General features: G+C 66.7%; 11 protein-coding genes and 1 pseudogene. 3 read left to right on the top strand and 9 right to left on the bottom strand.

All coding sequences use genetic code 11. The annotated features are described in order from the left end of the window. Positions 1 to 650: VOC family protein (locus GY937_25125; GenBank protein MCP5059998.1), on the top strand; the 650-nt coding region annotated here is incomplete at its 5' end. A 15-nt stretch (positions 651 to 665) separates the two neighbouring features. Here GY937_25125 and GY937_25120 read toward each other — a convergent pair. The 3 genes from GY937_25120 to GY937_25110 form a co-directional block, all read right to left on the bottom strand. Next, positions 666 to 1,091, bottom strand: coding sequence for a nitroreductase family deazaflavin-dependent oxidoreductase (locus GY937_25120; protein ID MCP5059997.1), 426 nt, complete (start codon positions 1,089 to 1,091; stop codon positions 666 to 668). Positions 1,092 to 1,106: 15 nt separating this feature from the next. Continuing rightward, complete coding sequence (locus GY937_25115) at positions 1,107 to 1,280, bottom strand: hypothetical protein (protein ID MCP5059996.1); 174 nt, start codon at positions 1,278 to 1,280, stop codon at positions 1,107 to 1,109. Between the two features lie 82 nt (positions 1,281 to 1,362). Beyond that, positions 1,363 to 2,748 carry an MATE family efflux transporter gene (locus tag GY937_25110; protein ID MCP5059995.1) on the bottom strand — a complete coding sequence of 462 codons (1,386 nt, stop codon included), beginning with the start codon at positions 2,746 to 2,748 and terminating at the stop codon, positions 1,363 to 1,365. 277 nt (positions 2,749 to 3,025) lie between these two features. Here GY937_25110 and GY937_25105 point away from each other — a divergent pair, with 277 nt between their 5' ends. Continuing rightward, positions 3,026 to 4,465, top strand: coding sequence for an amidase (locus tag GY937_25105; GenBank protein ID MCP5059994.1), 1,440 nt, complete (start codon positions 3,026 to 3,028; stop codon positions 4,463 to 4,465). Positions 4,466 to 4,468: 3 nt separating this feature from the next. Here the strand turns inward: GY937_25105 and GY937_25100 are convergent, their stop codons facing one another. Genes GY937_25100 through GY937_25090 form a run of 3 tightly spaced genes read right to left on the bottom strand, consistent with a single transcriptional unit; the run spans position 4,469 to position 6,517 of the window. Continuing rightward, entirely contained in the window at positions 4,469 to 4,819 is a 351-nt protein-coding gene (locus tag GY937_25100) for a TraR/DksA family transcriptional regulator (protein MCP5059993.1), read from the bottom strand. Next, on the bottom strand, positions 4,806 to 5,417 hold the full coding sequence (locus tag GY937_25095) for a nucleotidyltransferase family protein (GenBank protein MCP5059992.1): 612 nt from the start codon (positions 5,415 to 5,417) through the stop codon (positions 4,806 to 4,808). Before GY937_25095 ends, GY937_25100 begins: the two co-directional genes overlap by 14 nt. Next, the gene (locus GY937_25090) at positions 5,414 to 6,517 is read right to left on the bottom strand and encodes an XdhC family protein (GenBank protein MCP5059991.1); all 1,104 of its coding nucleotides are present in this window, start codon (positions 6,515 to 6,517) and stop codon (positions 5,414 to 5,416) included. The genes GY937_25095 and GY937_25090 overlap by 4 nt, the downstream gene beginning before the upstream one ends. On the opposite strand from GY937_25090, the gene GY937_25085 reads away from it, so the two are divergent. Then, the gene (locus GY937_25085; GenBank protein ID MCP5059990.1) at positions 6,516 to 7,046 is read left to right on the top strand and encodes an N-acetyltransferase; all 531 of its coding nucleotides are present in this window, start codon (positions 6,516 to 6,518) and stop codon (positions 7,044 to 7,046) included. The two genes, GY937_25090 and GY937_25085, sit on opposite strands and share 2 nt — an antisense overlap. Here GY937_25085 and GY937_25080 read toward each other — a convergent pair. The 3 genes and pseudogenes from GY937_25080 to GY937_25070 all read right to left on the bottom strand — a co-directional run bounded on the left by GY937_25080 (position 7,043) and on the right by GY937_25070 (position 12,063). After that, a complete protein-coding gene (locus GY937_25080) occupies positions 7,043 to 9,139 on the bottom strand; it encodes an ATP-binding domain-containing protein (GenBank protein MCP5059989.1) in 2,097 nt (698 codons plus the stop codon). The two genes, GY937_25085 and GY937_25080, sit on opposite strands and share 4 nt — an antisense overlap. A 101-nt stretch (positions 9,140 to 9,240) precedes the next feature. Next, positions 9,241 to 11,130 (bottom strand): sodium:proton antiporter, encoded by a 1,890-nt coding sequence (locus GY937_25075; protein ID MCP5059988.1) that lies wholly within the window; start codon positions 11,128 to 11,130, stop codon positions 9,241 to 9,243. Positions 11,131 to 11,238: 108 nt separating this feature from the next. Continuing rightward, a pseudogene (locus GY937_25070) lies at positions 11,239 to 12,063 on the bottom strand (aminoacetone oxidase family FAD-binding enzyme). Between the last annotated feature and the right edge of the window lie 147 nt (positions 12,064 to 12,210).

Genomic DNA, 12,210 nt, shown 5'->3' with positions numbered 1-12,210 from the left:
CGGCCCGAACGGAGCGCCGCGCGGGTCACGAGCCGGACACTCACCGGCGGCGAAACCCCGATTCCGCGGTCAATTCCCGGGAAAACCCCCTCGAGCTCCCGGTTTCCGCTACGCCACCAGCGTTCTTCCGCAGCCTGCTAGGCGGCGAGCTTCAGATGCCGGTCATCGATATCGAGGTAGGTGGCGAACTCGTGGGCCGCATGACCGTGCTGGCCGATCCTGAGGGTGCGCGCATTTCGTTGTGGCAACCCGGTCGGCATGCCGGCGCCGCGATCGCCAACGAGCCCGGGACATTCGCCTGGAACGAGTTGATGACCCGGGATGTCGATGGCGCCCGTCGCTTCTACGGACAGCTGTTTGGCTGGGATGTGGCACCGATCGATGGTGCGGAAAACGGCTACCAGGAAATCCGGGTGGGCGGTCGCTCGAACGGCGGAATGCTTCCCTGGCATGCGGAAATAGGCGAGATGCCCGCGGCCTGGTCGGTCTATTTCGCGGTGCGAGATTGCGACGAGGCCGTTCTCAAGATCCGGGAGCTGGGTGGCAACCAGATCGTTCCGCCTACTGAGGTCGGCGCAGGTCGTTTCGCCGTGGTGGCCGATCCACAGGGTGCAGTCTTCAACGTGATGGCCATGAACACCGCCGACTGAGTCGCTTCGTTCGCCTCAGATCGGCTCGAGGATGACGATCGGGATTTCCCGGTCGGTCGCTTCGCGATAGCTGTCGAACCAACGGTAGCTACCGAGAAGAAGCGCCCAGAGCCGTTCGGCTTCCTCAGCCCGCGCGGTCGTCGCTTTGACGGCGAGACGACGTCGGCCGGCTTGAACGGTCGCCTCCGGACGCGCCTGAAGGTTGAGCCACCATGCCGGGGGCCGATCCTGCCCTGCATTCGAGCCCGCAAGGATGAAGCGGTCGCCATCTGCGACGTAGAGAATCGGTGTCAAATAGGCCGTCCCACTTCGACGGCCGACATGCCCCAGCAACAGGAAACGCATCCCCGGGAGCCATCCGCCGAGCCAACCACGGCTCGCCAGGTACATCCAGCGATGGGCGCGGGTGATGAACGGAAGGAAGTGGCGTATCCACAGCATGAATCGAAAGCTCCGCTAGCCGTTTTTCGGGCGAATGCGGAAGCGGATGGGCATGCGTTTGACGCCGCCCAGGAAGCTTGATCGCATGCGCTCGAAGGGCCCGGCGAGCTCTGCGTGGGGGTATCCGTTCTTCGCGTAGGCGTCCGGGCCGATGACGTCGAGGGAATCGAGAGATGTCGTGTCAGACATGGGTTCCGTTCAGGGGCTGGAAGCAAGGGAACGTATCACTTGCCCGGGCCCAGCGGGTCGACGATGCGTAGGAGCTTTCCGTCTACGCCTGGATGTCGATCTCCCGCCAACGCCCGGAGCGGAAGCGCCAGAAGAGGACCAGGGAGAGGATCGAGATGTAGATCGTGCAGGCGATCCAGGCCGCCCGCAGGCCGCCGTCCCAGGAGACGCCGAGCAACCACGCGAGTGGCACCTGGAGCCCCCAGCCGAGCAGCGTCTGAGCGACGAAGGGCCAACGCGTGTCTCCGGCACCGCGCAGGGCGCCGGAAGTGACGATCGCCGCCGCATCCATCAGCTGGAAGAAGGCTCCGAGGCGGACCAAGGGTACACCCAGGGCAATGACCTGGGGATCGTTGCTGAAGATTCGCATCATCGTGTCCGGCGCGACCAGGAAGATGACGGCGATGCTGAGGGAGAGAAGGCCCGCGAAGATCTGCGAGGTCCAGAAGCTCCGAGTTGCCGCTTCGAGATCGCCAGCACCGACATAGCGACCGACGAGTGTGGAGGCGGCCACGGAAATGCCCGAGGCCTGCATGAACGACATGGAGAGCAGCGCGACGAAGGCCTGGCTCGCCGCCATCGACGCATCCCCCATGCGTGCGACGAATGTGGTGAAAACGGCAAAGGTGAGCATGTCCATCACCCATTGACCGCCGATCGGGACACCCGTGCGCAACAGGCGCCGGAGTGCAGCGAGGCGCGGACGCACCGGGGCCGTAGCGAACACATCCCGGATGCGGCGCCAGCGCATGGCTGCGATGAAGACGAAGAGCGCGTAGCCCCACTCGCCCACCGCGGTGGCGATACCCGCGCCCGCTACGCCCCAGGCGGGAAAGCCGAACTTTCCAAAGATCAGTGCGTAGTCGAGCCCGACGTTCACCACATTCGCCAGGATGGCCGCGATCATCGGTGTTCGGGTGTCGCCGATGCCCCGGAAGAAGGAGATCCAGACGAATGCCAGGGTCATTCCCACGGCGCCGATCAACCGCGGACGCAGGTATTGACTCGCTGCGAGTTGGAGATCGGCCGAAGGGCCCAGCAAGCGAAGGGCTTCTTCCTGCACGAAGGACAAGATTCCGGCAGCCAGGAGCGCGGCGGGGACGACCAGCCAAAGAGTCTGCCAGGCCCATTGTCCGCAGCGCTCCTCTCTTCCGGCCCCGTGGTCCTGGGAGACGAATGTCTGTACGCCCGTTGCGGTGCCGAAGAAGAACGAGAAGAGCGTCCAGCACCAGATGCCCGCGAAGCCGACGGCGCCCAGTTCCGTTGCGCCGAGGCGCCCGACCATCGCCGAATCGACCACACCCATCACGGTGCTCGAGATCTGGCTCAGGATGACCGGGTAGGCGAGCCAGCCCACCTCGCGCAGGCCGCCGCGGCCGTTGTCAGGGGGCGGGGGCGTCGGAAGGACGACTTCGGTGGGTTGGACCATGGCGATCGGACCTTGGAGACGAGGGGCGGTTTCGGAGGGCTGCGTGGCTTCGCGTCCGCAGCCTCCAGAGTCTCAGGGTCGAATCAGACCGCGGGCGGACGCGCGTCGCCGGCGGCGACGTCGGGGCATTGTTTGCCTTTCATGCGTCCACTCCTTCCTGAACCAGATGTATCATGTCGGGGGAAAACCGGCCAGGGAGAAAACAAGCATGCCCAGTATCGATCTCGCGGCGCGTCTTCGCCGCAGGGAGTTCCTCCTCGTGTCGGCTGGCCTCGGGATGGCTGCCTGCGCTGGGGGCCCCGCACTTTCTCCTCCCGTGCAGGCGATCGTCGACGACGAACTTTCCCGCCTGGACGCCCTGGGCCAGGCGGAGCAGATCAGGCGCGGGGAGGTGACTTCTCGCGAGTTGGTGGAGCGCACCATCGCTCGAATCGAGGCGCTCGACCCTCCGATCAACGCGGTCGTCACGCGCGTCTTCGAGCGCGCTCTCGCCGAGGCGGAAGGGGAGCTTCCGGACGGGCCGTTTCGCGGTGTGCCCTTCCTGCTGAAGGATCTGAACGATCTGGCGGGCGTTCGGACCACCATGGGCTCCCGGATGTTCGCCGACTACGTCCCCACCCGGAGTTCGCCCCACGCCCTGAAGACCCTCGAGGGCGGTTTCGTGGTTCTCGGCAAGACGAATACGCCGGAATTCGGGCTCGTCGCGACGACCGAATCCGAGCTGTTGGGTCCGTGTCGGAACCCGTGGAACCTGGAGCATTCGACCGGCGGCTCCTCCGGCGGTGCCGGAGCGGCTGTCGCTGCGGGCATGCTTCCGATCGCCCAGGCTTCCGATGGCGGTGGTTCGATTCGCGTTCCGGCATCCTGCTGCGGAGTCTTCGGCCTGAAGCCGAGCCGAGGAAGAAACCCGAAGGCCGGCAGCAAACGCGCCCTCGATATTTCCGTGAAGCATGTGGTGAGTCGCACGGTACGCGATAGTGCGGCCTTCCTGGCGCTGACCGAGCGGAAGGATGCAGACGCGCCGAACAAGCCGACTGGTTATGTCACGGAGGCATCCTCCCGTCGTCTGCGGGTGGCCTTTCATACGCCCAACGTCTACGGGGTCGAAGCACACCCGGACGTCAAGGCCGCAATCGAATCGACGGCTGCGCTATGTGCGGAACTTGGCCACCAGGTGGAGCAGGCCAGTCCGAACTACCGCGGGCTGGAGTTCCGGGATCACTTCATGAACTTGTGGTTCTCGGGCCCCGAGGCGCTCGTTCGCAGCGCCGTCGCCCAGGGCCTCGAGCCGGAAGATGTTCTCGAACCGGTGACACTCGGGATGGCCGAGCGATTTCGTGCGCTGCCGGAGGGCTCGACAGAGAAGGCGGTTGCCTTCTTTGCGACCTACCAGCGTGAAATGGCGGCTTTCTTCGAAGTCTACGACGTCGTTCTCTCACCGGTGCTTCGCACGCCACCGATCCTTTTGGGCACACAGGCCGGCACGCTGGGTTTCGACGAGGTGGACGAGTCGCTCTTCGACTACGCCTCCTACACCCCCGTATGGAACGCCGCCGGGAACCCGGCCATGTCGGTGCCCCTTGCATGGAGCCCCGCCAGTTTGCCGATCGGAAGTCAGTTCGCAGCACGGCTCGGAGGAGAAGGAACCTTGCTCGCGCTGGCCTACGAGTTGGAAGCGGCGCGGCCGTGGCGGGAGCGCGTAGCGCCAAGGCACTGAAGATCAACGGCGAGCTTCGCGGAGGTTCTGGCAGGGCAAGCAGACCGGGCTCTCAGGGCGGGCCTGCAGCCGCCGGAATTCGATCTCCTCGCCGCAGCGGATGCACTCGCCGTAGTCTCCGCGTTCGATCCGGTCGAGGGCGGAATCGATCTGTTGCAGGCGCAAGCGGGTCGCGTCGCGTTGCGCTTTCGCGAGCTGTTGTTGTTGCAGGGCATCGATACGCGACACCCGCCCGATCGGCTGGTCGAGGTCGACAGGGCGGGCGCTCTCCTCGGTGGCGGCCGCGTGGGCGGTCAGCTCTCGTCGGAGTCTCTCCAGGGCGTCGCGCAGCATCTGCTCTTCAGTCGGCGTCATGCTGCTCTTTCCACCGCGCCCAGTCGCGCTCGTCGTCCACGTCGAACGCGGCCTGCTCGGCGCCAATGGCGAAGACACGGCTCGGATCTCTCGCGAGCAGCGCACGAGCTCCCTGGTCGCCTTCGAGTTCGATCAAGCAGGCGAGGGCCTGCTTCCCCGCAAAAAGCGCCGGGACGCCGAGCACGCCCGCATAGCGGCAGGCCACCATCTCGTGGCCCGCGCGTCCGGCATCGACCAGTTGGCGAAGGAGCTTCGAATCGATGGCGGGTTGGTCCGAGAGGAGAAGCAGGACCGCATCTGCGTCAGCCGCGCGGACGCCGCAAGCGATGGAGCTTCCGATTCCATCGGTCCAGGACGGATTGGTCACTACCCGAAGGACCAGGCCGTCGAGGGTGTCGTCGATGGCCGCGCGGTCGGCACCGGCGACGACGATGAGTTCATCCACTCCGGCATCCAGGGCGGCGCGAGCGGCGTGCCGCACGAGGGGTTCGCCGCGCCACTCGAGGAGTTGCTTGGGCCGACCGAGCCGGCTCGATCCGCCGGCGGCAAGCAGCACGGCAGCGATGCGTCCGGTGAAGGGTTCCCGGTTGGGCGTCACGAGAGCAGCGGATCGTGGATCGGGCCCTTGCGAGCGCGCAGCCAGCCGCCGGGACGGCCCTCGGCGACGGCCTGGATCTCGGCGACCAGGGAAAGCGCGATGGCATCGGGCCCCTCGCCCCCGAGGTCGATACCGGCCGGGCCATGCAGCCGTTCGAGCTGCTCCTCCGTGAGGGTGGCGCCATCCTCGCGGAGTTCGGCGACCAGGTCATCTGCGCGTTGTCGGGGGCCGAGCAGACCGATGTAGGGGGTCGCTGACGGCAGCAGATCCGCCAGAAGCGCACGATCATGCAGGTAGTGGTGGGTCATCACGAGCGTGTAGGTATCGCGGCGGATGCCCACCCGGGCAATGGCTTCATCCGCCGGTACGCAATGCACACGCGCCCCGGGATAGCGTTCCGGCTGCGCATAGGCAGGCCGTGGGTCGCAGAGTTCCACCTCCCAGCCGAGGCCGAGAGCGAGCCTCGCCACGGGCAGGGCATCCGGACCCGCGCCGAAGATCACCAGACGCAGCGGAGGCCGGGCGATTTCGATGCTGACGCGCCCGCCCGCCGCTTGGATCTGGCGGCCGCGCCCGCTCTCGAGGCATTCGGCCAGTGCCACGCGCAGCTCGTCGTCCGGGGCGCCGTCCAGCCGGCCGTCGGGATGCAGGGCCCAATGGTGTCCCAGCAAGGGCTCCACGAGCCCGGTTGCCAGCGCACCGGTCTCCCGATTGTCGCGCCAGGCGCCCAGCGCCGAGAGGGGCCCCGGTTGCGCTTGGGAGACCGGTTCGAGCAAGACGTCCACGACGCCTGCGCAGCCGAGGCCGAGGCCCCAGATCACGTCGTCCTCAGCCGTGGCGTCGTAGTGCACCAGCGTGGGTGCACCGCTCGCCCGGATCCGAACCGCGTGCTCGAGCAGATCGCCTTCCAGGCAGCCGCCGCCGATCAGCCCGATCATCTCGTCGTCCGGCAGCACCAGAAGCCGGGCGCCGGGCCGACGGTAGGTCGAGCCTTGCGTGTGGACCACGCTGGCGAGGACGGCTGTCTGGCCGCCCCGAAGGGCGCCAAAGGCGTCGAGGATGTCGCGAAGCTCCCGCACGACGTGCGAGGATAGCGCCATGGCCGAGCCCCTCGTACGCCCCGCGCTGCGGAGCGATCTCGCGGAGATCACCGCGATCTACAACCACTATGTCGAAGCTGGCCCCGTGACCTTCGACGTGCGCACCTTCAGTGAGAGCGAACGCGAGCCCTGGCTCGGCCAGTTCACCGCGGACGGCCCCCATCGCCTGTTCGTGCTCGAGGAAGACGGGGCCGTCCAGGGCTACGCCGGCTCGATGCCCTTTCGTCCCAAGCCGGCCTACGCGACTTCCGTGGAAACGACGGTCTATGTGGCGCCCAGGTGCCAAGGGCGCGGCCACGCGACGAGGCTCTACGAAGCCCTCTTCGCGGCCCTCGCCGACCATGACCTGAACCGCTTCCTTGCCGGGATCACCCTGCCGAACGACCCCTCGATCCGGCTCCACGAGCGCTTCGGCTTCCGCAAGATCGGCGTGTTCACGGAGGTCGGCCGAAAGCACGATCGGTACTGGGACGTCGCCTGGTACGAGAAAGCCAACCCGACGGAGGAGCGTTCCGGGCTCTCCGCCTAGGAGACTTGCTGGATGGCTTCGAGGACCGGGGGGGAGGGGTTGCCCACGCTCGTCAGCCAGAGTTGGTGGACGGCCCGGGTGGCGCCGACATGGAGGAGTCGACGAGCCTTGGCGTCGTCGCGGAAGTGATGTTCGCTTACGTCGATGAGTACGACGTAGTCGTATTCGAGGCCCTTCACCTGCTCGATCTCGGTGATCTCGATCCCCGGGGCAAAACTGAAATCCTGGCGGATGACCCGGTGCAGGCGAGGTACCTCGCAGTTGGTGAGGCCTTCGAAGTAGAGGGCAGAGACCTCTTCGTCGGGCGTGAGAAGAGCCACCGAGGCCAGGGGCTCCGCATCGGAGAGACGCGAGAGGGCGTCGGCCAGCGCCGCAATGCAGGCGCCATGATCGGTGTAGTGGAAGAGTTCGACTGGAGGGCCACTGCGGGTCGTGATCAACGGGATACCGTCTTCCCGCAACGGGCCGAGCACGCTGTGGCCGAAACGCGCGATTTCATCCGACGAGCGGTAGCTCACCTGCAGTGTCTCGACGGACGTGCCCTCGATGCCCAGGTGGCGGAAGAAATCGCTCCATGAGGTGAAGCCTGCCTCCTGCATGACGTGCTGCTGGGTATCGCCTGCAAGGGTCAGGTTCTGCTGCGCATCCAGGCAACCCATCAGGACCTGGACCTCGAGGGGCGAGAAGTCCTGCACCTCGTCGATGGCGATATGCCGGTACTCGAGCGGCTGCCCGTTGGGCCCTCCGAGGGGGCCGACGCGTAACTGCCACAAGCGCAGCAACAGGGCGTCGTCTTCCGGGTCGAGCTCGGCCAGGATCTCCCGGTCGCCCTCGATCCAACCCTGGCATTCCTCATGGCGGCGTCTGCACCAATCGGTCACCTCGGCCAGCTGACGCTCGCTGAATGCCTCGGGCGCGTGCTCGGCGAAGACTTCCCAGAGGAGCTCACGGTTGGTCAATACGCTGACCCAATCGTCGAGCACCTGGTTGGCGGAAGCCTTGCCCGGAGCGCCCGCCACCTGTCGCTCCAGGGCGACGAGCAAGGCCGAGTGCAACTTCAGACGCTGGGCGAGGGCAGGGGTGTCTTCCCGGTGTCGGTTCGGCAGCGCCGGGAAGAGGCGCCGACGATGTTCCGCCGCCCATTCGCGAAACGTCCTGACCCGTACGTGCTCGACGCCGAGCGCAGGCAGGACATGGCTCACGTAATCCCGCAGGCCCGAGGAGAAGACCACGAAGAGAGTTGCCGCCGAATCGATCTGCGGATCGTCGTAGGCCAGGTAGGCAATCCGGTGAAGCGCGACGGTCGTCTTGCCCGAGCCGGCGGCGCCCCGGATCACGACCGGGCCCGCCGAAGGACGCGCGATCAGGGCGAACTGCTCCGGATCGATCAGCGCCGCGATGTCCGGCAGGTGCTTGTCGGCCCGCTGGATGTTCCCCTCTGAATCCGTACCCAGCTGGCGCGTTGCACCCTCGCCGATCGGGTTCACGCGCAGGGCGGAGCCTTCACCGCCGCCGAGCTTCGGCGCCTCGCGGGAGGTCATCTTCCAACCGTCCGGCTCGTTCGCGTCGACACGGAAGGTGCCCTCGGGCGCCTCCACCCGCTCCAGCCGGCTATCCCGGATGGTGACGGCCCGCCTGGCTTCGATCGTGCCCTCGTGGGTGCGCCCGGTGATTTCTTCTTCGAACTCCTCGCCTTGCTGATAGCGGTAGAAGAGCTGGGCGATCGGCGCATGGCGCCAATCGACGATGCGCAAGCCGTGATCGAGGCGGGTCGCCCGGCCGAGGAAGAGATCACGCACCCGCTCACCCTCGCGAATCCGCATGTGGGCAAAGTACGGGGAAGCGGGATCGACCTGGGGAGCGCTGCGGGATTTTCGCAGCTGCTCGAGCACGGCGCTCTGGTTGTTCCAGCGCGTGTTCAGCGCCGATCGCTCGAAGAAATCCATCTCGCCGCGCACGAGCTGCTCGCGAATGCGCTCGAGGTCGTCGACGAGGTTCGCTTCCGACGGTGGTTTCGGAACGGGAGCGTTCGCGAGCGCTTCGTTCACACCCTCCAGCAGGGAGAGTTCATCGGCGACGATCCTGTCCTGCAAACCGGTTCCTCGCGTTTCCACAAGAAGAACACGATTAGATCAACTCTCCCGGGATTCCAAATCTTGACAAGACGCCGAACACGGGGAATGCCCGGCGCGATTCAACCGCTGTTCGTTTCCTCGTCCTCGTCGCGGGGTACGGCGGGCCAGAGGCCGCGGGCGGAGAGCCGCTCGAGGGCCGTAGCCCGCTCCGGCGAATACAGGGCCACGAGCGCGATATCCCCCTCGGTGGGAACCCATTCTTCGAACATGGGCTCCACGCGTTCCGCCCGCTTCGTTCCGAGGATGAGGTAGGGATCCGGGTCTCCAGGTCGAATCGGCCCTTCCGTCGGCGGCTCGGCCGCAGGCTCGTGGTATTCGAGCTCGACGATCTGGGCGTCGCCGTGGCGAAACCGCACGTTCCAGCGCTCCACGTCCTTGGGCCCGTCGAAGAGCACCCGGCCTCCATGTTTGAGGACGATACGCCTCGCCACCTCGCTGCTCTCTCGGCCGATGGCGGCATAGCTCGTGGGAACGCTGTATTCGGCCATGGCCTCTCCGGCGAAGTGGTGATTGACCTCGTTGTTCGGCGTGAGGCCCACCACCGCTCGCGCTCGCTCGAGGCGCATGCGCGCCACCGTGCGCTCCTCCAGCGCGTTGCCCCAGACCACCCGAAAGCCCCTGGTCTCGGCGGCTCGGCAGTGCAGCGGGTTCGAATCGGAAAACAAGACGTTTTCTTTTTCGGCGCCAAGGGCCTCGACGAACGCGAACGCCAGTTCTTCGCCACCCAGCACGACGAGGGCCTCCCGGCCTGGCGCGCGCACCCCGAGCAAGCGCGCGACGAGGGGCGCGGTTCCGCCCTGCAGGATGACCGTGACAGCGATGGTCAGGAAGACGAGCGCGCGGATCGAATTGGCGTCCGCGAAGCCCATCTCCTCCAGGAAGCCGGCGGCCAGCGAGGCGATGGCTGCGGCGACGACGCCGCGAGGGCCGACCCAGCTGAGGAATGCCCGCTCCCGCCAATTCAGATCCGAGCCCAGCGTGCAGATCCAGACATTCAGCGGGCGAACCACCAGGGCGAGAGCCCCAACTGTGAGGAGCCCTGGAACTCCCAGGCCCAGGACGTCAGCCATGCGCACGTCCGCTGCCAACAACACGAAGAGGAGGCCGATCAATCCGACCGTGAGATGCTCCTGGAATTCACCCAGCTCCCGGGCGATGTGCCGTTCCATGTTGCCGACCACGACGCCGGCCACGGTCACGGCGAGGATTCCGCTCTCGGTCAGCAGGGCTTCGCACACCTCGAAGGCCACCAGGGCACCACCCAGGGCGACGAGATTCTCCAACCCTTCCGGCACGGCGCGGGGGAGTCGAAGCAGACCGACCAGCGTCAGCCCGAACACCAGACCTGCGATCGCCCCGAATGCCGTGCGTGCGGCCAGGTCGGTCGCTCCGGAGGTCAGATGGCCGAGATCCGGGTCGAGGACGACGAGCTGGAGTGCCACGCCGGCTACGATCGCGCCGACCGGATCGATCAGCAGGCCCTCGGCTTCGAGCACCGTCGCCAGCTTGGGACGCAGGGGCACGTTGCGAAGCAGGGGTCGAATGACGGTCGGGCCCGTAACGATGACCAGCGTTCCGAACAGCAGCGCCAATCGTAGATCGCCCCAGCCCATGAACAGGTGGGCCGCGACGGCACCGCCCAGGCTCGTGACGACAGCGCCTAGCGTCACCAGCCTCCGGACGGGCGCGGCGGCCCTTCGCAGGGCCGAGAGATCGAGATTCAGCCCGCCTTCGAAGAGGATGATCGCGACCGCAAGTGAGACCAGGCCGAACAATCCATCCTTGCCGAGCAGCTGTGGGTCGATCCACCCCAAGAGGTCCGGACCGACCAACACGCCAGCGGCGAGGAGCAGTACGATGCTCGGGATTCGCAGGTGGCGGGCCACCAGCTGGCAGGCCACGCCAATGCCCAGGGCCAGGGCGAAGGTAAAGCTCGGCGATGCGTGCATGCCCGGCGGAGTGTGGGGACTTCGACCGGGATTGGCGAGTTGGCGAGCGGTTTCGTTCGCCCGGCCCGGTCTGGGTCCCACCGGCGGTCTGCGATCCTGGCAGCCCGATCAGTTCCTCTTTCGGGACGGTGCCTTCGGCTGAGCGGCGGCGCTCTCCCCGGCCAGGCGTCCGGTGATCCAGGCCCACAGGAAGTTGAAACCGCCGATCCTGCCGATCACGTCGAAGATCTCGCCGCACAGAAAGAGGCCGGCTGCCCGGCGGCTTTCGAGGGTCGAGGGGTTCACCTCGGAGAGTGGGAGACCACCGCCCGTCACCTCTGCCTTCCCATAGCCCTGGTTCCCGTCGACGGGAAGCTCGAAGGCGGTCAGCAGCGGCATCAGGCGTCGCCACTGGCTCGGGTGGAGCTGGGTTGCACGCATTCGGCCCTGGAGGCCGGCACGCTCCAGGATGAGTTCGGCCAGGCGCCGCGGCACCACTTCCGAGACCAGGACATCCATTCGTTTGCGGGATTCTGCCTTGAAATGGCGTTGCCAAGCTTCTTCTCCCAGCCCCCCCCAGGCCACGCGAAGCTTTGCGCCGTCGCGCACGACCCAGTGGCTGGCATCGAGAATCGCAGGGCCCGAGTAGCCGCGGTGGGTGAAGAGGAGTTCGCGTTCCCGCGCCTCGAGCACTTTCTCGCCGGCCAATGCCTGCCAGAGGACACGCGCGGAGATCCCGGCAAGCTCGCCGAAGGCAGGATCGGGGGAGGTGAGCGGAACGAGCGCCGGATAGCGTTCGAGCAGGCTGTGCCCGAGAGCCGTGGCCAGAGCAAAGCCCGCGCCGTCCGACCCGGTCTTCGGCAAGGAGAGCCCACCGGAAGCGAGAACGACCCGGCTGGCCAGGGTCTCCTGGGTACGGCCGTCGCGCGTACCTCGGACGACGAACCCGTTCTCCCGTTGCTCTAGCCTGAACTATGCACGAAAGTTGGCTGAGAACCTGGCTTTCCACGGTTTCGGCGTGCCGCGCGGCGATTGACGCTGACGGATTTCGTTTTGGGTGGTCGATGCCCATTCCGTGGCGAGAATTTGGGGCGTGCCTCG

The organism is bacterium (assembly GCA_024228115.1).
Taxonomy (GTDB): domain Bacteria; phylum Myxococcota_A; class UBA9160; order UBA9160; family UBA6930.
Note: the sequence above shows the minus strand (reverse complement) of the source record. Positions and strands in the feature narration are given on the sequence as shown.